Source organism: uncultured Desulfovibrio sp. (genome assembly GCF_944324505.1).
Taxonomy (GTDB): Bacteria; Desulfobacterota; Desulfovibrionia; order Desulfovibrionales; family Desulfovibrionaceae; genus Desulfovibrio.
Genome location: NZ_CALUWO010000002.1, coordinates 320,127 through 341,666, shown reverse-complemented (window position 1 = coordinate 341,666; position 21,540 = coordinate 320,127). Strand labels below are relative to the sequence as shown.

Here is a 21,540-nt window from a genome sequence, read left to right as displayed (position 1 = left end):
GACCCCGGGCAAGGTTCCTCTTTCTTCTGACTATACTGTGCACATATCGGCACTGGCAGAGGCGCATGCCTTACGGACGCTTTTGCGGCTCCGTGCGGTCTGTGCGGGGGCACTGTCCCTGCGGCGCCATGGCCGGGCAGCCCAGCAGGCGGCGCAGATAGTAATGCATCTTGCAGCGGGTCAGGCCGGGCAGGTCGCGGCCGTCAAAATGGTGCCGCTGCCCCTTGGTATAGACCAGGAAGGGAACCTGGCCGGAATTGCCCGGGGCGTAGGAGCGGTGGTCGCCCCAGAGGATGAGCATGGTGCCTGAGGGCAGTTTTTCCACATAGCGTTTCAGGGCGGCATCCGTATCGTGGGCCAGCGTGAGAAAGGCAGCGCGTGGAGACGAGGTGAAACGCCGGTCTTTGGTGACCAGATGCACATATTCGGGCAGATGCATGCTCATGGTGATGATAAACTGGACAAAGGGACCAGAAGGCATCTTGCGGGCAGCATAGTCGAAAAGATCGCTGTCTCTGACGACGCCTGCCCACCAGCAGTCCAGCGGCCTGACACCGGCAGCACGCATGACCTCGATGTCATGGTAGCGCGTGAAGCCCTGCAATTTGTACGCTGCCTTGAGGTTCATATACTCGGCAGGAAGACCGTGGAAGACTTCCACGGGGCGGCCTCCCGCGGTCAGATGCGGGATAAGGCTGCGCGGATAGTCCTTTTCGTATTCGTAATGAACAATATCTGTGCTGGCTTCCAGGCCGTTGAAGATTTCAAAGTCGGAATTGGCAGAAGCCAGTTTCTTGATGCCGTTCAGACGAAGCAGGATGGCGTCCGGGAGCAGGGAGCGCAGAAAGGGCATGACAGGCTGCCCGTCCACGTTCATTTCCAGCAGTTCAAAGTCAAGGGATTCCACCTGTACCAGTGCCACCTGTGAAGGGCTTGCGGGGAGAGGCAGGGTTTCCGTTCCCGCAGCAGAACAGATTTGGGCGGGAGCATGAACCGGAGAGAAGGCTGCGCCTGATCCTGCTTCCAGCAGAAAGGTGGACAGATAGCCCCGGTACTTGAGAGAGCGGCGCGCCGGAGGCTCAAAGAGGGATCGGCCTTCGCCCGTCACAAATTCCGGCGAGAACTGCCGGGGCGGCTGGATCAGGCAGGCGTTGCATTGCGCCGCCAGCAGGATGCAGGCCGGAATGAGGGCCGGCCAGCGCCGCCTGTGGCGGGGAATGTGGCCGCAAAGCCACCACTGCGCAATAAGGAAGAGTGACAGAATGCCCAGGGCGGCAACATCGAGATAGCTGTACAGACTGCGCAGATCCATGCCCAGTATCTGTTTGCTGCCGTGAAGGACGGCGGCAAGCGTCGGCGGCATGCCCATGCAGGAGGCATAGCTGAGACAGAAGAGAGAAAACAGGCTTTGCAGCAGACTCATTGCTCGCAGCAGGCCCCGGCTACAGAGCAGCACAAGCAGCAGGGCCGCCGCTACGTCCATAAGGATGAGTCCCTGCACATCAATGCCGCTCAGATGCTGCGTCAGCAGGCTCTGGCCGGCCATGGTCAGGGTCAGCAGAAGGGAAACGACACTACCGGAAAGGGAGGCAGGCAGGCGCATAGTGCGTCCTTTACAGCATGGGAAGGGCGTTGCCGCCGGGTGTCACGGGAAGGTTTGGGGGCGTACCGGGCGGGCTGCTGCCCCCGGGAGTAGGGGGCAGCCTTTCCCGGCCGCCCGGCGCCGCAGGGGCGCCGGACGTGCCGGGCGGAAAGGCGGGAATTACAGGCCGATTTCCTCGTCCGTGAGGTAGCAGGCCGGGTCCTGCGCCCATTCGTCGCCATAGTAGGCTTCGGCGCGGGCACGGAAGTTGCCGCCGCAGATGTTGAGGAAGCGGCACTTGGCACAGCGGCCCTTCACATAGGCCTTCTTGTCCTTGAGCTTGTGCAGCAGTTCGATGTTGGGATCATCCCAGATCTGGGAGAAGGGGCGCTCCAGCACATTGCCGAAGACGTGATTGCGCCAGAACTGGTCGGCATGCACCTTGCCGTCCCAGGAGATGCAGCCGATGCCGCGGCCGGAGTTGTTGCCCTCGTTGTATTGCAGCAGCTCAAACACTTCTTCGGCGCGCTTGGGATCTTCGCGCTTGAGGCGCATCCAGACGTAGGGGCCGTCGGCGTGATTGTCCACGGTGAGGATTTCCTTGGGCTGGCCGGCATCGAAGCAGGCGCGGGTCTCGTCCATGATGAGGTCCAGCACCTGGCGGGTTTCGGCATGGTCCAGGTCTTCCTTGATGAGTTCGGAGCCGCGGCCGGAATAGACCAGGTGATAGAAACAGGCGCGGGGCACCTGGCGTTCGCGCAGCAGGCGGAAGATACCGGGAATTTCGGCCACGTTACGCTTGTTGATGGTGAAGCGCAGGCCCACCTTGAGACCCTCTTCCTGACAGTTGGCAATGCCTTCCAGGGCCTTTTTGAAGGCGCCCGGTACGCCGCGGAAGTGATCATGCACCGCTTCCATGCCGTCCAGGGAAATGCCCACGTAGGAAAGCCCCACCTGCTTGAGCTGGCGGGCCTTTTCCTTGGTGATGAGGGTACCGTTGGTGGAAATGACCGCACGCATGCCCTTGGCCGTGGCATGGCTGGCCAGTTCCACCAGGTCCTTGCGCACCAGCGGTTCGCCGCCGGAGAAGAGCATGACCGGCGCGCCGTAGGCGGCCAGGTCGTCAATCATGGCCTTGGCTTTTTCGGTGGAAATATCGTCCGCGCCATCCACGGGGACGGCCTGGGCGTAGCAGTGCACGCACTTGAGATTGCAGCGCTGGGTCATGTTCCACACGACCACGGGTTTCTTGTCCTTGGAGAACTGGAGCAGATGCGAAGGCAGCTGACCGGACTGGCGGCCGTAGCGCAGGGCGTCGGAGGGTTCCACCTGTCCGCAGTAGAGTTTGGAAATACCGATCATGACATATTATCCTTTTGGCGGCTAGCCGCCGATTTCCTGTTTGAGGGTCCTGAAGGCGGCATCGATGCCGTCGACCTTGCTGCCGCCCGCCTGCGCGAGGTCGGGACGGCCGCCACCGGAACCGCCGCAGGGCGCGGCCACGGCCTTGATGAGCGCGGGCGCGGTGAAGCGGTCATGAAGATCCTTGGAAACATAGAGCAGCAGGCCCACCTTCTCGCCTTCCACCGTGGCCAGACAGGCAATGCCCGAAGGCAGGCGGGAGCGCACGCCGTCCATGAGATCGCGCAGGGCCTTGACGGGCACATTGTCCAGGCGGGCCGTGAGCAGCTTGATGCCGTTCACTTCCTCAAGTCCCTGCATGATGTCGCCGGATGCGGGCGCGGCGGCTTTTTCCATGGCCTTGCGCAGCTTCTTGGTTTCGGCCTGAAGGGCCTGGATGCGTTCGTTCAGCTGATCGGGCCGGGTCTTGAGCAGGGCCGCGGCCTCGTGCAGGCCGGTCCGCTGCTGCCAGATGGCTTCCAGGGCCTTCCAGCCCGTGAGGGCTTCGATGCGGCGAATGCCCGCAGCCACGCCGCTTTCGCTCATGATGAGGAAGGGGCCGATGACCCCGGTGCGGGTCACATGGCTGCCGCCGCACAATTCGCAGGAAAGGGGCTGCGCCGTATCACCCATGCGCACCACGCGCACGGTATGGCCGTACTTTTCGCCAAACAGGGCCATGGCGCCCAGCTTTTCGGCATCTTCGCGCGCCATTTCGTCAATATGCACCGGCGCATCGGCCATGATGGACGCACTGACCTCCCGTTCCACGGCCGCCAGTTCCTCCGGCGTCAGGGCCGACAGATGGCAGAAGTCAAAGCGCAGGCGTTCGTCCGTCACCAGCGAGCCGGCCTGCTTCACATGCTTGCCAAGCACCTTGCGCAGGGCCGCATGCAGCAGATGGGTGGCGCTGTGGTTGCGGGTCACGGCTTCACGGCGGGTGGCATCCACGATCAGGCGGACGGCGTCTTCCGCGTGCAGGGCGCCGGCAGTCACTTCCACCTCGTGCACCATGAGGCTCGCCGCGGGTTTCAGCGTGGCAAGGACGCGGGCCTGTGCCCCGTTCTGTCCGTTCAGGCTGCCCGTATCGCCGACCTGTCCGCCGGATTCCCCGTAGAAGGGGGTCTGCGCCGTGGCCACATAGCCCCGTTCTCCCTGGTTCAGGCTGGGGGCCGGCTGCCCCTGGGCATCCAGCAGGGCCGTGATGCGTGAATCCGCCTCCAGCGTGGTGTCGCCCACATAGGTGCTGGTCAGGCCGGCATCCACCAGGTGAGCCAGCGGATTTTCGCCGTTGTCCTGTCCCAGCAGACCGGCCTTTTTCTGATGTTCGCGGGCACGGCGGCGTTGCAGGGCCAGCTGTTCTTCAAAGCCCTCGGCGTCCACCTGAAAGCCGCGCTTTTCGGAGACGTCGGTGACGATATCCAGCGGGAAGCCGTAGGTGTCCGAGAGCCTGAAGCAGAATTCTCCGGGAATGAGCGTTTCGCCGCGGGCAGCCAGCTGGGTCAGCTCGGCTTCCAGCAGCTCAAGCCCCTTGCCCAGGGTCAGGGAAAAGCGCTGTTCTTCTTCGTGGACCGCGCGGCTGATGAAGTCGGCCTGCTCGATCAGTTCGGGATAGTCGTCTCCCATGATGTCCGTGACCTTGCGGCAGACACGGTAGAGGAAGGGTTCGTGCACGCCCATGAGCGTGGCAAAACGCAGCGCGCGGCGGATGAGCCGGCGCAGCACATAGCCCCGGCCTTCGTTGGAGGGCAGAATGCCCGCCGCAATGAGGAAGGCCGCCGAGCGGGCATGGTCGGCAATGACGCGCAGAGCCGTGTCCACCTCGTTGGTATCCGGCGCGCTGTAGCTGTACTGCACATGGGCCTGGGCCGCCGCGTACTGGATGATGTCCTGGAAAAGATCGCAGTCAAAATTGGAGCGCTTGCCCTGACAGACGGCGGCAATGCGTTCCAGGCCCATGCCCGTATCGATATTGGGCCTGGCCAGCGGCAGGCGGCTGCCATCGGCCTGCTGGTCAAACTGGGTGAAGACCAGATTCCAGATTTCCAGGAAGCGGTCACAGTCGCATTGTCCCACGCCGCAGTGGGGGCCGCAGGCCATGTCCTCGCCCTGGTCAAAGTGGATTTCCGAACAGGGACCGCAGGGGCCGGTATCGCCCATGGTCCAGAAATTGTCCTTCTCGCCCAGGCGCACGATGCGTTCCAGGGGAATGCCGATTTCGTCGTGCCAGATGGCCGCGGCCTCGTCATCATCGCGGTAGATGGTGATCCAGAGCCGTTCTTTGGGCAGGCGCAGTTCCTCGGTCACGAATTCCCAGGCCATGTGGATGGCCTCGCGCTTGAAATAGTCGCCGAAGGAGAAATTGCCCAGCATTTCAAAGAAGGTATGGTGCCGGGCGGTACGGCCCACGTTTTCCAGGTCATTGTGCTTGCCGGAAACACGCAGGCACTTCTGGGCCGAGGTCATGCGGCGGCAGGGCGGCGTTTCCTCACCGGTAAAGTATTTCTTGAAGGGCACCATGCCCGCATTGGTGAAGAGCAGGGTGGGGTCTTTGGCGGGAATGATGGGGCCGGAGGGCACGATCATGTGCCCGTGACGGGCAAAGAAGGCAAGATATTTCTGTCGTATTTCTTTGGCGGTAAGCATGGAAAACCTCACGGGGGGAATGGGGCGGTGACAGGCGCGGCGCCACCCGGACAGCCGGTACTACAGGTCGTCCGGCACGGTATCGTCCATGCCGCCCGGCGTCATGTCGTCATTGTCCAGATCAGTGGAGGCAGGCATCAGCTCCTGCGGATGCATGCCCAGATATTCCACCACCCTGGCCTCGATGCGGTTGCGCAGTTCCGTGTCCTCGTCCAGCAGGGCGCGTACCTTTTCGCGGCCCTGCCCCAGCTTTTCGGAACCAAAGGCAAACCACGAGCCGCTCTGTTCGATGATCTTGGCCTCGACGCCCAGGTCGATCAGCTCTCCAGAGCGGGAAATGCCCTGCCCGTAGAGAATGTCGAAAACGGCGCTGCGGAAGGGCGGCGCCACCTTGTTCTTGACCACCTTGACGCGGGTGCGCGAGCCGAAGGACTCTTCCTTGTCCTTGAGGGTCTGGATGCGGCGAATGTCCATGCGCACCGAGGAATAGAACTTGAGGGCATTGCCGCCGGTGGTGGTTTCGGGGCTGCCGTAGCCCGTGACGCCGATCTTCATGCGGATCTGGTTGATGAAGACCACCGAGGTGCGGGACTTGTGGATGGTGCCGGTGAGCCGGCGCATGGCGTGGGACATGAGGCGGGCCTGTCCGCCCACCTGGGATTCGCCCATATTGCCTTCCAGTTCGGCCTGCGGGATGAGCGCCGCCACGGAGTCCACCACCACAAGGTCCACGGCCCCGGAGCGCACCAGCATGTCGGCAATGTCCAGGGCCTGTTCGCCGTAGTCCGGCTGCGAGATGAGCAGTTCGTCGGTATTGACGCCCAGGCGGCGGGCATAGTTCACATCCAGGGCGTGTTCGGCGTCCACAAAGGCGCAGGTGCCACCCAGCTTCTGACATTCGGCCACGATATGCAGGGTAAGGGTGGTTTTGCCCGACGATTCGGGGCCGAAAATTTCGGTAATGCGCCCGCGCGGAATGCCGCCCACGCCCAGCGCAAGGTCCAGACCGATGGAACCGGTGGGAATGACCGGAATCTGGACGTGCGCCTCGTCGGACAGCTTCATGACCGCGCCCTTGCCGTATTTGCGCTCGATGGTGCTGAGGGCGGTGCTGAGGGCTTCGGCGCGGGCTTCTTCAGGGGTGAGGGCCGGTTTTTTGGCCATGTTGTGCTCCACAGAAAAGGGGAAAATGTTTGGCTTGGCAGTTTAGCAAAGGTGGCGCGGCAAGGCAACACGGCCCCGCAGCGGCCACCGTGCCGTCCGCCCGGAACGCCTGCGGCGCACCACCCGTGGGCAGTGCGCCGCGGCCGGGCAGTTGCGGGGCCTAGTCTGCATTCTTGCAGACATCCACCCACTGGCCGCCGGTGATGCGTTCCAGTTCGTCCAGATGCAGTTCCACGGCGTTGTTGGGCGCTCCGGCTGCCGGATAGACGGGGTCAAAGGCCCGCAGGCTCTCGTCCAGATAGACGGGCACCCCGGCGGGCAGGGCAAAGGGGCAGACCCCGCCCTGCGGGTGCCCCACCAGGGCTTCCAGTTCGCTGCCGGGAATGAAGCTGGCCTTCTGGTGGAAGCGGTCCTTGAACTTGCGGTTGTCCAGCCGGGCCGTGCCCATGACCACCAGCACAAGGGGGCCTTCTTTGGTCATGATGGACAGGCTTTTGGCAATGCGGCCCGGCTCGCAGTGCAGGGCCTGGGCTGCCAGCTCCACCGTGGCGCTGGAGGTGGAAAACTCCCGGTAACGCTGCCCCAGACCAAAGCGGTCCAGATGGGCCTTTACCTCATTGACACGCATGACGCATTCTCCGCAGAACAGGCAAAAAAGGTGATCGGCGGCCCGCCGGATGCCGGACAGCCGGCGAAGACGGCAGACCGCGGCGGGCTAGTCCGTCAGGGCGGCGGCCAGGGCCGCAGGCAGGGGGCCGAAGGCCGCCTCGTAGCGCCGGCGGAAATCCTCCCGGCTGAAGGTGTGGGCCTGGGTGCCGACCTTTTCAATGGCATAGCAGGCCGTAACGGCGCCCAGCCGGGCGGCTTCGGGCATGTCCAGACCGGCGGCCAGGCCGTAGAGCAGGCCGGAGCGGTGACTGTCCCCCGCGCCGGTGGGGTCCTTTACGTCAGCGCAGGGCACGGCCGGCACGGTGATGTCCACGCCGGCAGCATTGCGGATGCGCTGCCCCTTGGCGCCCAGGGTGGTGACCAGCCAGCCCGTGAGGTGCAGCAGGTCTTCCTCGCTCTTGCCCGTGGTCTTGCAGACCATGCCGATTTCATAGTCATTGGTCACGCAGGCATAGGAACCGCTGATGGCGTCCAGCAGGTCCTGGGCCGAGAGCACGGGCAGCTGCTGGCCGGGGTCGTAGATGTAGCGCACGCCCCGTTCGCGGAAGAAGCGGGGCAGGCGGCGCATATCCTCGATATTGCCGGGCGAGACGATGGCCCAGTCTTCCGCCGGATTGAGGTTGGGGAAGGTATAGCTGGAGGGCAGGGTCATGGCGCCGGGATAGAAGCCCGTAATCTGATTGTTGTTCCGGTCCGTGGTGATGTAGCACAGGGCCGTGAAGACATCCGCATCGCGGCGGATGCCTTCCAGCGACAGGCCAAGGCGGGTCAGCTCCGCACCGTAGCCGGCAAAGTCCCGGCCGGCCGAGGCCACGATGATGGGCTTTTCGCCCAGCAGGGCCAGCGTATAGGCAATGTTGCCCGCGCAGCCGCCGCGCAGTTCGTTCATGCTGTCCACCATGAAACTCACGCTGAGCATGTGCAGCTTGTCCATGAGAACATGGTCCTGAAAATTGCCGTCAAAGGTCATGATGCGGTCAAAGGCCAGGGAACCGCAAACGTAGATGGCCATGCGTTATCCTCTTTTCGTGCTCGTCCGCCCGCAGGCGGGGCGGCTGTTGTGGTCGATCCAGTTCAGAAAGGGGGCATATCCGTCGTCCGGGGCCAGGGCCATGAGGCAGGGCACCTCGTAGGGATGCAGTGCCCGCAGGGCTTCCTGAAAATCGTGCAGGGCCGCCGGCGCCACCTGGGCCAGCAGCAGGATTTCGCCGTGCTCGCAGACGGTATCCTGCCAGCGGTAGACGGAAAGGGCACCGGGCAGCAGATTGATGCCGGCCGCCAGACGCCGCTCCACCAGCTGGCGGGCCAGCTGCCGGGCCGCGGCCATGCCGGGCGGCGTGGCATCGGGGGCAGGGGGCCAGACATAGTCATGGGGAAGGGTGACATAGACCAGCATGCGCGCTCCTGCGGGCGCCGGTGCGCCCTGGTCAGCATACAGGGAAGCGGCAGAAAGTAAAAGCCTTCCCGCAGCCGCGCGACGCGCCCGGCGCATTGCCCCCCGGCGCGCCCTGTGGCATAGCTGGGGAATGAGCAAGCAATCTTCCCTGCCCCGTGGCGCGCTGCGTCGCGCCGAGGCTGTTCTTGAGGCCCTGAAGGCACGTTATCCCCGGCCGGCCACCCATCTGGTGGCGGAAAATGCCTGGCAGCTGCTGGTAGCTACGGTGCTGGCCGCCCAGTGCACCGATGCCCGGGTCAATACGGTGACGCCGGAACTCTTCCGGCGCTGGCCCGATGCGGCCCGGCTGATGCAGGCCAGCCAGGAGGAACTGGAGGCCGTCATCCGGCCCACGGGCTTCTATCACAGCAAGGCCCGCAATCTGCTGGGGGCGGCCCGTCGCGTCTGCGAGGTGTACGGCGGTACGGTGCCTGCCCGCCTGGACGAGCTGATCACCCTGCCGGGCGTGGCCCGCAAGACGGCCAATGTGGTCCTTTTCGGCGCCTTCGGCATCAATGAGGGCCTGGCTGTGGACACACACGTGAAGCGCATCAGCTACCGGCTGGGGCTGACGGCCCATACGGACCCCGTGGACGTGGAGCAGGACCTCATGCAGCTTTTTCCGCGCGCGGAATGGGGCGACGTCAATCACCGCATGGTCTGGTTTGGCCGTGATGTCTGCCATGCCCGCAATCCGCGCTGTACCACATGCGAGATGGCCGGCTTCTGCCCCCGCTGCGAACCGCCGCGTCCCGGGCGGGCATAGCGTCCTGCCCCGGAAGCAGACACGGCCTGCGGCCGCTGCCGGAAAGGCGGCCTAGACGTGCAGCAGCACGGACAGGGGAATGCCGTCCAGTGCCTGGCGTCCGTTGAGGGCGTCCAGCTCCATGAGCATGCAGCAGCCGGCCACGCTGGCGCCGCTCTGGCGCACCAGATGCGCCATGGCCCTGGCCGTACCGCCCGTGGCCAGCACATCGTCCACAATGAGCACGCGATCGTCGGGGCGCAGGGCATCCTTGTGCAGGCAGAGGGTGCTGGTGCCGTATTCCAGAGCATAGCTGATGCTGAGGGTTGCGCAGGGCAGCTTGCCGGGCTTGCGTACCGGCGCCAGGCCGATGCCCAGGCGCTGCGCCAGCGGCGCGGCAAAGAGAAAGCCCCGCGCTTCGGCAGCCACGATCATGGTGGGCCGCAGGGGGCGAGCCGCAGCGACCATCCAGTCGGTCACGTGGGCAAAGCCCTCGGCCGAGGCCAGCAGGGGCGTGATGTCATAAAAGAGAATGCCGGGCTGCGGATAGTCGGGAACCCGGCGGATAAGGGCGTTGATGTCCATACGGGCCTCTGGGGCGGAAGGGTGGCAGGGCAGGATGGCCCCTGTGCAGGTTCAGAAATCCAGCTTGAAGCGCATGCCCATGCCCACGGCGGCATCCGGTTCACTGTCTCTGGCCATGTGGTCAATGCCGTCATGATTCTTGATGGAGAGTTCCGGCCCCACCTTGACGGAAAAATCATCGGACGAGGCCTGCCCGTAGGCGCGCAGGATATTGCGGGTGCCGCCCAGCGGAGCCTGTTCATCCGGTGAAAATTCATGGGGCAGGGTATCTCGCCAGTGGGCAGCCTCGCGATTCAGCTGTATGCCCAGACCCTCCCGGGACGGGTGCGTTTTTTCCTGGGCAGCTGGCGGGCTGGCAGGACGCGTTTGCCCCTTGCGGCCGGTGAGGCTGCCGCCGCGCATTCCCGACTGCCAGAGAGAGTCCTTTCTGTGCGGCGAGGTGCCGAACGCCCAGGGCTGGGCATGCAGGGCCTTGCCGTCAGAGCTGCCCGGGCGGGCGCTGCTGTCGGTGGCCCAGGCAGTGCTCACGATTGCTGACCACGGAAAAGCCGTCCTGCCGGACGGCATCGGGCCGGGGAAAAGGCCCCAGACAAGGGTAACGGTAAGGCAAAGGACAAATATGGGCATGCCGTAGTCTATCCCCGGACAGGCATGCTGTAAAGGAGAAAGCTGCTGGCGCACACGGTGCATGCCGGGAGAACAGGCAACACGGGCCGGCCCCCTGCGGGGCCGGCCCGTGTCATGACCGGAAGGGAAAGGGGCTGCCAGAGGCTACCGGGAGGCAGGACGGGGGGCCGGGGTGGCGTCCGTCGCGGGCGTGGCCGGACCGGCCGTGCGCTGGGCCTCCTTGAGGGCCTCGGTGTCAACCAGCACGGGACCGGGCGTGACGCCGGGGTCCTGCCAGCCGCCGCCCAGGGCCATGCAGACGCTGACCACGGCATTGAGGCGGTCACGCAGGGCATTGGCCAGGGACAGTTCGGCGGAGAAGAGCTGCCGTTCGGCATCCAGCACCGTCAGATAGTCGGAATAGCCGTTATCATATTGCAGGCGGGCAATTTCCACGGAGCGGCGCAGGCTCTTGACCTGTGTCATATAGCTGTTGACGATGGCATTGGCCTCATACTGGGCGGTAAAAGCCGTGCGCACATCCGAGAAGGCGCTGGCCACGGTCTTGCGGTAGGTGGCGATGGCGGCCTTCTTCTGGGCTTCGGCGTCCTTGAGATTGTACCAGTTGCGGCCAAAGTCCAGCAGCGGCACGCTGGCGGTGGCGCCGTAGTTCCATGTGCCCGAGGAATTGGTGAACAGATGGCCGAAGGAGGCACTGAGCGTGCCCAGGGCGCCGGTGATGGAGATGGAGGGGAAGAACTGGGCACGGGCCACACCAATATTGGCATTATAGGCCATGACCAGGAATTCCGAAGCCCGCACGTCAGGCCGGCGCATGAGCAGATCCGAGGGCAGGCCCTCGGGCAGCACCGGCGGGCTGGGCATGCTTTCTATGGCCTTGCCGCGGCGGATGCGGCCCTCGAGAATTTCACGCGGGGAGCGTCCCAGCAGAACGGCCAGGCTGGCCTCTGCGGAGTCCACGGCCACGATGGCGCTGTGCAGCTGGGAGCGGGCCGTTTCCACTTCGGCGCGGGCGCGCTGCCAGTCCAGTTCGGTGATGTCGCCCTGCTGGTAGCGGCTGGTGTAGATGGCAAAGGATTCCTCGCGGCTCTTGAGGGTGCGGTCAGCCGTGGCCAGCTGCATGTCCAGGGCCAGCAGCGCAAAGTAGCTCTGCGCGGTCTGGCTGGCCACGGAAAGGCGCAGGGCCTCGTGGCTGATGAGGGTATTCATGAGCACGTCAGTGAGCATGGTGCGCTGGTTGCGGTATTTGCCCCAGAAGTCCAGCTCCCATGCGGCGCTGAGCGCCCCCTGATAGGTGGTATAGGCCCGGTTGGCCAGGTTGCTGTAATTGGCCGTGCGCTCGGACATGCTCTGGGCGCCGGCACCGGCGCTGCCGTCCACCGCCGGGAAGAGGGCCGATGTGGCCACACCGGCCTGGGCGGCGGCGGAATCAATGCGGGCCAGGGATTCGCTGAGGTCCTGATTGTTCTTCAGGGCTTCGGCCACCAGATCGTTGAGCACCGGATCATTGAAGCGTTTCCACCAGTCGGTGTAGAGCGGGGTGGAATGGATGGTTACCTTGCGCCACTCGCTGGGCATGTCAAAGGTTTCCCGTTCGTACTTGGGCGCCAGGGAGCAGGCGCCCAGCGACAGGACAAGCAGCATGCCGAGAGCGGTCACGCAGAGGGTGCGGACGCGGGTCATATGTCTTCTTCCTCCTCGATGCGTCCCTTCCCTTCATTGGGGTCTCGCTTGCCCTGCAGGCGGAGAGAGACGGACATGATGAAGCGGAAGAAGAACGGAATGAACAGGGTGGCAAGGCAGGTGGCCGCCAGCATGCCGCCCACCACGGCCGTGCCGATGGCATGACGGCTGTTGGCACCGGCGCCGGAGCTGATGGCCAGCGGCACGCAGCCCAGAATGAAGGCCAGCGAAGTCATGACAATGGGACGGAAGCGCAGACGGGCGGCGTGCATGGCCGCCACGTCAAGGCTGCGCCCGCCGCGCCAGGCCTCGACGGCGAATTCCACAATGAGAATGGCGTTTTTGGCTGCCAGACCCACCAGTGTCACCAGAGCCACCTGGAAATACACGTCGTTGGAGAGGTCACGTACCCAGGTGGCCAGCAGGGCGCCGAAGACCCCGAAGGGCACGGCGGTGAGCACGGCCAGCGGCAGGGACCAGCTTTCGTACTGGGCGGCCAGAATAAGGAAGACCATGACCAGCGCCAGCACAAAGATGATGGTGGTGTCGGCACTGGCCAGCTTTTCCTGCAGGGCAGAACCCACCCAGCCCAGGGAGTAGTCGCTGTCCAGGGCATTGGCGGCCACCAGTTCCATGGCTTCCAGGGCCTGGCCGGACGAATAGCCCGGGGCCGGATCGCCCATGAGGTGGGCGGCCGGGAAGACGTTGTAGCGTTCCACGGTCTGGGGAGCGGTGCGCCGTTCCAGGGTCATGATGGCCGAGAGGGGCACCATTTCGCCCTTGTTGGTGCGCACGAAGATGTCGTGCAGGGATTCGGGCAGCAGGCGGTAGTCGCCCTCGGCCTGCATGCGCACCTGGAAGGTACGGCCCACGTAGTTGAAGTCATTGATGTACATGGCGCCGAAGGTGGCGTTCATGGCCGAGAAGACATCGGTGATGCTGATGCCCATGTCCTTGCAGCGGTCGCGGTCCAGATTGGCGTAGATCTGCGGCGCACCGGTGGAGAAGAGACTGCGCAGCGTGCCGATGGCCGGATACTTGCGCTGTCCGCTGGCATCCGTGGACAGGGCTTCGGCCACAAAGGCATTGGCCTTGGCTTCCAGGTCCTGCATGGTGCCGTCACCGCGCATCTGGAGGTAGCATTCAAAACCGCCCGTGGTGGACATGCCGCTGATGGGCGGCGGCGTGAAGCCCATGGTCACGGCCTCGGGCTGCATCATGGTCACGGCCATGACGCTGGCGCTGATGTAATCAGCGCTGCTGTCCGGGGTCTTGCGCTCGCTCCAGGGCTTGAGCGTGGCAAAGAAGGTGCCGTAGTTGCTCTTGGTGGACATGGAGGTGATGTCCAGTCCGTTGATGGACATGGTGCTGTCCACGGCGGGATTCTTGAGCAGATGCTGGCTGATGACGCGGGTGACATCCTCCGTGCGGGACTGCACGGCGCCGTCATCCAGAATGGCCATGCCAAGCACATAGCCCTGGTCTTCATTGGGCACCAGCCCGCCGGGCACCACCTTGAACAGCCAGACCATGGCCAGGATCATGCCGGCAAACAGCGCGGTGGAGAAAATGCCGTGGTCCTTGATGAAGCGCACGGTGCGCACATAGCGGTGCGTGGTCTTGGTGAAGAGATAGTTGAAGACCACAAAGGGCTTGGCCGGCTGATAGTCGTGGGCATGCGGCTTGAGCAGCAGGGAGCACAGGGCCGGGGTCAGGGTCAGGGCCACAATGCCGGAGAGCACCACCGAGACCGAAATGGTGATGGCGAACTGCTTGTACATCTGGCCGGCCAGACCGCCCATGAAGGACACGGGAATGAACACGGCGCAGAGCACCAGCACAATGGCGATGACCGGGGCCGTTACCTCGCTCATGGCCTTGGCCGTGGCTTCCTTGGGGGGCAGGTGTTCCGTGGACATGATGCGTTCCACGTTTTCCAGCACCACGATGGCGTCGTCCACCACGATGCCGATGGCCAGCACCATGCCGAAGAGCGTCAGGGTATTGATGGTGTAGCCCAGGGCATACATGCCCGCAAAGGTCCCGATGATGGACACCGGCACGGCAATGCAGGGGATGAGCGTGGCCCGCCAGCTCTGCAGGAAGACAAAGACCACGATGAACACGAGGATCATGGCCTCGATGAGGGTGTGGATAACTTCGTTGATGGATTCCATAACGAAGTCGTTGGTATCCACGATGACCTTGTAGGCGATGCCGTCGGGGAAGCTCTTTTCCAGTTCCTTGAGGCGGGCCGTCACGGCATCGCCGGTGGAAATGGCATTGGCGCCGGGCAGCAGGTACACGCCCATGCCGCGGGCCTTCATGCCGTTGTATTCGTTGCTGACGCTGTAGTCCTTGCCGCCCATTTCGATGCGGGCCACATCCTTGAGGCGCAGGGTGGCGCTGTCCTCACCGGTGCGGATGATGATCTCGCCGAATTCCTCCGGCGTGCTGAAGCGGCCCTGGGTATCGATCTGCCAGGAGATTTCCGCGTCCTTGGGCAGGGGGGCGGCACCCAGGCGGCCGGGAGAGAACTGGGAGTTCTGTTCCTGCACGGCCGCGGCCACGTCCCCGACGGTAAGGCCGTATTTGGCCAGCTTGTCCGGCTGGAGCCAGATGCGCATGGAGTAGTCCATCTGGCCGAACACGGACACGTCGCCCACGCCGGGCACGCGCTTGAGTTCGTCCGCCACATTCACCTGCATGTAGTTGTGAATGAAGACTTCGTCGTAGCGCCCGTCGGGCGAGTACATGGCGATGATCTGCAGCATGGCCGGTGAACGCTTGGTCACGGTCACACCTTGCAGGCGCACGGTTTCGGGCAGGGTGCTCTGGGTCAGGTTAACCTTGTTGTTCACGTTGACCAGGGCCATGTCAGGGTCGCTGCCCAGGGAGAAATAGATGTTGATGGAGCCGGACCCCGAGCCGGACGAGGCCGTGGACGTCATGTAGAGCATGTTTTCCACGCCGTTGATGTTCACTTCCAGCGGGGCCAGCACGGTGGCGGCAATGGTTTCCGCCGAGGCCCCGGGATAGTAGACCATGACGTTGACCGTGGGCGGCACCAGGTCAGGATACTGGGCAATGGGCAGGGCCTTCATGGCCAGCGCGCCCACCAGCGTGATGACAATGGAGATGACCGACGAAAGAATGGGTCGGCGCAGGAAGAGATTGGGTTTTGCGGAGGCTGCCATGGTGCATCACCTACTTGCTGGCCGTTTCCGCCGCAGGCGCCGAGCCGTCCTTGCCGGCAGGAGCGGCATTTACGTCCTTGGGCGTCACGGGCTGACCGGGACGGGCCTTGACCAGGCCTTCGCACACAATGACTTCCCCGCCCTTGAGGCCGGAGTCCACCAGGTACATGTCGCCCACGGTTTCGCTTACCACCACGGGCACGGGCTGGACGATATTGTTCTTGCCCACCACCATGACGAAGGACCCCTTCTGGGTGATGAGCAGGGACTTCTGGGGAATGAGGATGGCATTGACCAGGACATCGCCTTCCATGAAGATGCGCACATACTGGCCGGGCATGATGGCGCCATCGCTGTTGTTGAAGGTGGCGCGGGCCTTGATGACGCCCGTGGTGGGCTGTACGCGGGTATCGATGAAGTCAATGACCCCTTCCACGGGACTCATGCTGCCGTCCAGCAGGCGCAGACGGGCCTTGTAGACATTGTTTTCAGGAAAGCGCAGACGCCCCTCCACAGCCAGCTGCTGCCGGCGCATGCGTTCGGGAGCGGCAATGGAAAAGTCGATATACATGGGATCGGTCTGATCCACATAGGTCAGCAGGGAATTGTTGCTGACGAGGTTGCCGGGCGTGAAGTTTTCCTTGGAGCTGTACCCGGACACCGGGGCCACCACCTGGCAGTAGTCCAGATTGATCTTGGCCTGGCGCAGGGCGGCGCGGCTGCTGTCATAGGCGGCGCGGGCATTGTCGCGATCCTTCTGCGACACGGCGTTCTTGGCATACAGGGGGCGGATACGGTTCCATTCACGCGAGGCGCTGTCAAACTGGGCCTGGGCCTGCTGCACCAGGGCTTCGTACTGGTCCCGCTCGATCTGGAAGAGCAGCTGCCCCTGCTTGACGAAATCTCCTTCTTCATAGCAGCGCTTTTCGATGATGCCTTCCACTCTGGCGCGCACCTCCACGGAGCGGGAGCCGGAAGCCTGGGCCTGGTACTGTGCGGTCCACGGGTGATCCTTGACTTCCACCGTAAAGACGCTTACCAGCGGTCCCTGGCCGCCGTGCTGGGCCTGCTTGTCGTCACCGGAGCAGGCGGAAAGGCTGAAGATCGCGAGCATCGCGAATGTCGTTAAAAGGATATGTTTGGCGTTCATAAAAACTCCATGAGCGGCCGAAGCCGGGACGCGGGTTTGCCGCCGGGGCGGTCAAAGAGATAAAGAGTCGGAAAACACAGTTCCCACGGTCCTGTCAAGGAAGGGCAGCGAAAAATCTTTTCAAAACGGCAACAAAAAAAGTAAATAAAATCAATAGGTTGAAAATACGTATGATTTTTTTCAACCTATTGAAATTGCTGCACAAATTTTTTCGCGACTTTCTTGTGTCGCGATATTCCTTGGAAAGCGCCTCCTGCGGGGGCCGATGCCCCGTCAGGAGACAACTGTCAGTTCCGGGGGCGCAGCCGGGGCAGGGTGCCGGCCCGGGCGGCCAGCAGCTCCGCCACGATGGATACGGCAATCTGCTGGGGAGAATCCGCTCCCACGGGCAGGCCGATGGGGCAGTACACGGCGGTCAGGGCCGCCTCGCTCACGCCCTGCCGGCGCAGGGCCGCGTAGATGCTGTCGCGCTTGGTGCGGCTGCCGATCATGCCGATATAGGCCGCACCGCTGGGCAGCACCTGTTCCAGCACCTGCCGGTCAAAGCTGTGCCCGCGGGTGAGAATGGCCACATAGTGGCGACGGCCCACGCCGCAGGCACTGACCAGATGGGCAAAGGCCGGCAGCACATGGCAGTGACGGGCCATGGGAAAGCGCAGCGGCGTGGCAAATTCGGCCCGGTCATCGGCCACATCCACCACAAAGCCGCAGGCATGGGCCAGGGTGGCCACTTCCAGCGAAACATGCCCGCCTCCGCAGAGCAGCAGCACGGGGGGACTGTCCAGGGCTTCCACATAGCGGTGTCCGCCGGGCACGTCTTCCAGGGCGGGGTGTCCCTTGTGGCGGGCCAGGCTTTCCGTCAGACTCCCTGCCGCTGCCAGCAGGCCGGGGGTATCTGCCGCCACGGTATCCGGCAGCCGCTCCAGCCAGAGACTGCGCCGGGGCTGGCCTCCCTCGGGCAGGTCCACCTGCCAGATACCCGGTATGCACGCCTCCAGCGCGGCCTGCGCTGCGGCAAAGAGTGCCGCCTGGGCGGGCTGGAGCGCCTCGCAGAGCACTTCCATGCTGCCGCCGCAGATCATGTCCGCTTCGCTGCTGCCGTCCATGACGCAGCGGTGGCAGGCGGAACGGCCGTCGCGCAGGCTGCGGCGGGCCAGTTCCAGGGCCTGGGCTTCCAGCAGGCCGCCGCCCACGGTACCCAGCAGGCCGTCGGCAGTGAGCAGGGCGCGGGTGCCGGCGCCGCGCGGGGCAGACCCCTGGCGGCTGACCACGGTCATGAGAACGGCCGGTTCGCCGCGTTGCAGGATGCGGGCGATGTGCTGTTCCAGGTCCAGGGGGCTGGACAGGGGCGTGATGCGCGGCCCTGCGGGGGCCGCCGGGGCGGGGGTATCAGGCATGCTCATCCTCCTCCTTCACATAGCCGCAGCCCTTGACCGAACAGACGATGCGCGTGCCGTCGCGGGTCTTCTTTTCCACCAGATAGGGAGAGCCGCAGCGCGGGCAGGCCTGGGGAACGGGCCGGTCCCAGAGGGCAAAGTCGCACTTGGGGTACTGATCGCAGGAATAGAATATCTTGCCGCGCTTGCTGCTTTTTTCCACCAGGCGCCCTTCACCGCAGCGCGGGCAGACAACCCCTGTGGAGAAGGGCGCGGCATAGTCGCATTCGGGATAGCCCGTGCAGGCAATGAAGCGGCTGCCCGTGCGCGAGGTCTTGACCACCAGGTCCCTGCCGCAGCGGGGGCATTCGCCTACCTTTTCCAGCTGCGGTTTCTGCGGGGTCACCACCTCGATGCCGCCGGTGGCATTGCGCTGGAAATTGCTGGTATAGCGGCATTCGGGATAGCCCGTGCAGGCCAGGAACTGGCCGGCCTTGCCGAACTTGATGACCAGCGGCTTGCCGCACTGCGGGCAGGTCAGGTCCGTGGCAATGCCGCCCTTGACGGACTGCATATTGCGCGAGGCGGCGGCCAGGGTGGGGTTGAAGTCGTCGGCAAAGGCATGCAGCAGGTCCACCCACTGTTCCTTGCCTTCGGCCACCTTGTCCAGGCTTTCCTCCATATGGGCCGTGAAGCCCACGTCCATGAGCCTGCCGAAGTGCTCCACCAGCTGCTTGCAGACAATGCGGCCCAGGTCCGTGGGCACAAAGTGCCTGTCCTGAAGGCTCACATATTCGCGATCCTGAAGGGTGGAAATGATGCTGGCATAGGTGGAGGGGCGGCCGATGCCGCGTTCCTCCAGCTCGCGCACCAGGCTGGCTTCGCTGTAGCGGGCCGGCGGCTGGGTGAACTTCTGTTCCTTTTCCAGCTTGTCGAGGGTCAGGGTCTGGCCGGCGGCAAGGGGCGGCAGCTCGGCATCTCCCTCGTCCTTGCTGCGCGGCATGACCGCCAGGAATCCGGGAAAGAGCAGGCGTTCGCCCTTGGCCTTCCACTGGCTGGGGCCGCAGGAAATGCTTGCCGTGGTATCATGAAAGCGCGCTCCGGCCATCTGCGAGGCCACAAAGCGTGACCAGATGAGGCGGTAGAGATTGTACTGATCCGGCGGCAGGTGTCCCTTGAGACTGTCCGGGGTAATGTTCACATCCACGGGACGGATGGCTTCATGGGCATCCTGGGCGCCGCTCTTGGCCTTGTACACGCGGCTTTTGGCCGGCAGATAGTCCTGGCCGTAGGTGGCCGCAATGAAGTCATGGGCTGCCGTGCGCGCTTCATCCGCAATGCGGGTGGAGTCGGTACGCATGTAGGTGATGAGGGCCGTGATGCTGCCGTCTTCCAGCTCCACCCCTTCGTAGAGGCGCTGGGCGATGTTCATGGTGCGCCGGGCCGTATAGGAAAGCCGCTGGTTGGCTGCCTGTTGCAGGGTGGAGGTGATGAAGGGCGGCTGGGGGGCGCGTTCGCGTTCCTTCTGTTCCACGCTGTCCACCACCCAGGGCTGTCCCTTGATGGCGTCTTCCAGGGCCTGGGCGGCAGCGGCATCGGGCACCACCGCCTTCTTGCCGTTGATGCGGGCCAGCTCGGCCCGGAAGGTGGGCGGCACCGCGGCGGCAAGCCAGGCGCGGAACTGCCAGTATTCTTCGGGCACAAAGGCGTCGCGCTCGTCCTCGCGTTCCACAATGAGCCGCAGGGCCACAGACTGCACGCGCCCGGCGGAGATGCCGCGCTTGATGGTCTTCCAGAGCAGGGGGGAAATCTTGTAGCCCACCAGCCTGTCCAGTACGCGGCGGGCTTGCTGGGCATCGAACAGGTCCTTGTTCAGCTCGCGGGGGTGGGCCAGGGCCTCCCGCACGGCGCGGGCCGTGATTTCGTTGAACTGGATGCGCTTGATGTTCTTGGCCTTGTCCCGGATCAGGTCCGCCACATGCCAGGCAATGGCCTCGCCCTCGCGGTCCGGGTCGGGGGCCAGGTAGACGGTATCGGCCTTGCCGGCGGCGGTCCGCAGCTCGCTGACAATGTTCTTCTTGTTGTCAATGACCTGATATTGCGGGGCAAAGTCGTTGGCCTCGTCTACCCCCAGGCTGCTGGACGGCAGGTCGCGCACATGGCCCACGCTGGCCAGCACCATGTAGTTTGGTCCCAGAAATTTCTTGATGGTCTTCACCTTGGCAGGTGATTCCACAATGATCAGCTCTTTACCCATGCTTGTCCTTTTCCCCCTTGGGCGTGTCGGCAGGGAGAATACGGCAAATAGGCAGCGCGTCAAGTATGCCGCGGTGGGCATGGCGGCATGTCGTGCCGCGCCGGGACGGCCCGGGTGGACAGGCACAGCCCGCTGGGCTATAAAAATGGGTGACCGCAGCCTTTTCCCTCCCCCGGCAAAGGCCCTGTGCACGCCATTGTCCGCCCGTCCGTCTTGCGCATCGCGACAGGGAAAACGTATGACGCCACATTTTTTCTCTTCCCGTTCCTTCCGTCTTTTTGCCGTCTGTGTCCTGCTGCTGTGCGGCGTGCTGCTGGCCGCATGCGGGGCACGTCCCGATTCCGGCAGTGTCTCCCGCACCACCATCCACGAAGGGGATACCTTTCACGTGGAGTGCAGCGGCAGCGGCGTGAACCGCGAGGACCTCACCTATACCATCATGGCGTACCTGCAAAGCGACCACGGCCTTTCCATGGTGGATACGGTGCAGCCGGACACCCTGGTGGTGCGGGTGGATGTGCGCGAAATCTTTCCGCACGGTTCGTCCCGCATGGATGCGCGGGAAACCATGCACACCACGGTGCTGGGCGTCATGGCCGGGGCCATGGTGGGCAGTCTCATCGGCGGCGGCCGGGGCGCACTGGTGGGGGCGGGCACCGGTGCCGTAACGGGGCTGGGCGTGTCGGCCCTGGACAGCAAGACCAAGACCACCTGGGCCTTGCGGGCCGGGGTGGGCGTGGGCCGCGGCGCCGCGCCGGACAGTCTGGACGAGGTGGTGGTGAGCGCCGACGGCATCAGCACGCGGGACGAGGCCCTGCCCACCCTGCAGGACCGTCTGGCCCAGAAGATTTCCCAGTCCCTGGATATGGGCGGCCCGGCCCGGCGCCTTCCTGATGGCACAAGCGGGAGCTAGGCCCCGCAGGGGACGGTTGCACGCGCCCGGCGCTGCGCCGGGCAATGCCGCATTGCCGGCACAGGCGGCCGTTGCGGCCGCGCGTAATGGGCACTGCGGGGAAGGGCGCT

General features: G+C 64.3%; 16 protein-coding genes. 2 read left to right on the top strand and 14 right to left on the bottom strand.

The window, feature by feature from the left end; all coding sequences use genetic code 11:
* Nucleotides 1-70: 70 nt before the first annotated feature.
* The 7 genes from Q0J57_RS04170 to cutA form a co-directional block, all read right to left on the bottom strand.
* On the bottom strand, nucleotides 71-1,603 hold the full coding sequence (locus Q0J57_RS04170; RefSeq protein WP_297217381.1) for a sulfatase-like hydrolase/transferase: 1,533 nt from the start codon (nucleotides 1,601-1,603) through the stop codon (nucleotides 71-73).
* Between the two features lie 159 nt (nucleotides 1,604-1,762).
* Nucleotides 1,763-2,944, bottom strand: coding sequence for a 12,18-didecarboxysiroheme deacetylase (ahbC, locus tag Q0J57_RS04165; RefSeq protein WP_297217380.1), 1,182 nt, complete (start codon nucleotides 2,942-2,944; stop codon nucleotides 1,763-1,765).
* Between the two features lie 21 nt (nucleotides 2,945-2,965).
* Nucleotides 2,966-5,629, bottom strand: coding sequence for an alanine--tRNA ligase (alaS, locus tag Q0J57_RS04160; RefSeq protein WP_297217378.1), 2,664 nt, complete (start codon nucleotides 5,627-5,629; stop codon nucleotides 2,966-2,968).
* 60 nt (nucleotides 5,630-5,689) lie between these two features.
* On the bottom strand, nucleotides 5,690-6,793 hold the full coding sequence (gene recA / locus Q0J57_RS04155; protein ID WP_297217375.1) for a recombinase RecA: 1,104 nt from the start codon (nucleotides 6,791-6,793) through the stop codon (nucleotides 5,690-5,692).
* A gap of 160 nt (nucleotides 6,794-6,953) precedes the next feature.
* Nucleotides 6,954-7,421, bottom strand: a complete 468-nt coding sequence (locus Q0J57_RS04150; protein ID WP_297217373.1) for a YbaK/EbsC family protein — start codon at nucleotides 7,419-7,421, stop codon at nucleotides 6,954-6,956.
* Nucleotides 7,422-7,508: 87 nt separating this feature from the next.
* A complete protein-coding gene (locus Q0J57_RS04145; protein WP_297217372.1) occupies nucleotides 7,509-8,474 on the bottom strand; it encodes a carbohydrate kinase family protein in 966 nt (321 codons plus the stop codon).
* A gap of 3 nt (nucleotides 8,475-8,477) precedes the next feature.
* Nucleotides 8,478-8,858: a divalent-cation tolerance protein CutA gene (gene cutA, locus Q0J57_RS04140; RefSeq protein WP_297217370.1), complete on the bottom strand. Its 381-nt coding sequence runs from the start codon at nucleotides 8,856-8,858 to the stop codon at nucleotides 8,478-8,480.
* Nucleotides 8,859-8,988: 130 nt separating this feature from the next.
* Here cutA and nth point away from each other — a divergent pair, with 130 nt between their 5' ends.
* Nucleotides 8,989-9,663 (top strand): endonuclease III, encoded by a 675-nt coding sequence (gene nth / locus Q0J57_RS04135; RefSeq protein WP_297217368.1) that lies wholly within the window; start codon nucleotides 8,989-8,991, stop codon nucleotides 9,661-9,663.
* Nucleotides 9,664-9,714: 51 nt separating this feature from the next.
* On the opposite strand, the gene Q0J57_RS04130 is transcribed toward nth, so the two are convergent.
* The 7 genes from Q0J57_RS04130 to topA form a co-directional block, all read right to left on the bottom strand.
* Nucleotides 9,715-10,227, bottom strand: a complete 513-nt coding sequence (locus tag Q0J57_RS04130) for an adenine phosphoribosyltransferase (RefSeq protein WP_297217366.1) — start codon at nucleotides 10,225-10,227, stop codon at nucleotides 9,715-9,717.
* Nucleotides 10,228-10,278: 51 nt separating this feature from the next.
* Nucleotides 10,279-10,755: a hypothetical protein gene (locus Q0J57_RS04125; RefSeq protein WP_297217364.1), complete on the bottom strand. Its 477-nt coding sequence runs from the start codon at nucleotides 10,753-10,755 to the stop codon at nucleotides 10,279-10,281.
* A 243-nt stretch (nucleotides 10,756-10,998) separates the two neighbouring features.
* Entirely contained in the window at nucleotides 10,999-12,537 is a 1,539-nt protein-coding gene (locus Q0J57_RS04120; protein ID WP_297217362.1) for a TolC family protein, read from the bottom strand.
* Nucleotides 12,534-15,734, bottom strand: a complete 3,201-nt coding sequence (locus tag Q0J57_RS04115; RefSeq protein ID WP_297217360.1) for a multidrug efflux RND transporter permease subunit — start codon at nucleotides 15,732-15,734, stop codon at nucleotides 12,534-12,536. The genes Q0J57_RS04120 and Q0J57_RS04115 overlap by 4 nt, the downstream gene beginning before the upstream one ends.
* 10 nt (nucleotides 15,735-15,744) lie before the next feature.
* The gene (locus Q0J57_RS04110; protein WP_297217358.1) at nucleotides 15,745-16,848 is read right to left on the bottom strand and encodes an efflux RND transporter periplasmic adaptor subunit; all 1,104 of its coding nucleotides are present in this window, start codon (nucleotides 16,846-16,848) and stop codon (nucleotides 15,745-15,747) included.
* Between the two features lie 323 nt (nucleotides 16,849-17,171).
* Nucleotides 17,172-18,281: an XdhC/CoxI family protein gene (locus tag Q0J57_RS04105; RefSeq protein WP_297217356.1), complete on the bottom strand. Its 1,110-nt coding sequence runs from the start codon at nucleotides 18,279-18,281 to the stop codon at nucleotides 17,172-17,174.
* Entirely contained in the window at nucleotides 18,274-20,517 is a 2,244-nt protein-coding gene (gene topA / locus Q0J57_RS04100; RefSeq protein WP_297217354.1) for a type I DNA topoisomerase, read from the bottom strand. The genes Q0J57_RS04105 and topA overlap by 8 nt, the downstream gene beginning before the upstream one ends.
* A gap of 238 nt (nucleotides 20,518-20,755) precedes the next feature.
* Between topA and Q0J57_RS04095 the strand changes: the two genes are divergently transcribed.
* Entirely contained in the window at nucleotides 20,756-21,430 is a 675-nt protein-coding gene (locus Q0J57_RS04095; RefSeq protein WP_297217352.1) for a hypothetical protein, read from the top strand.
* The last annotated feature ends 110 nt before the right edge of the window (nucleotides 21,431-21,540 follow it).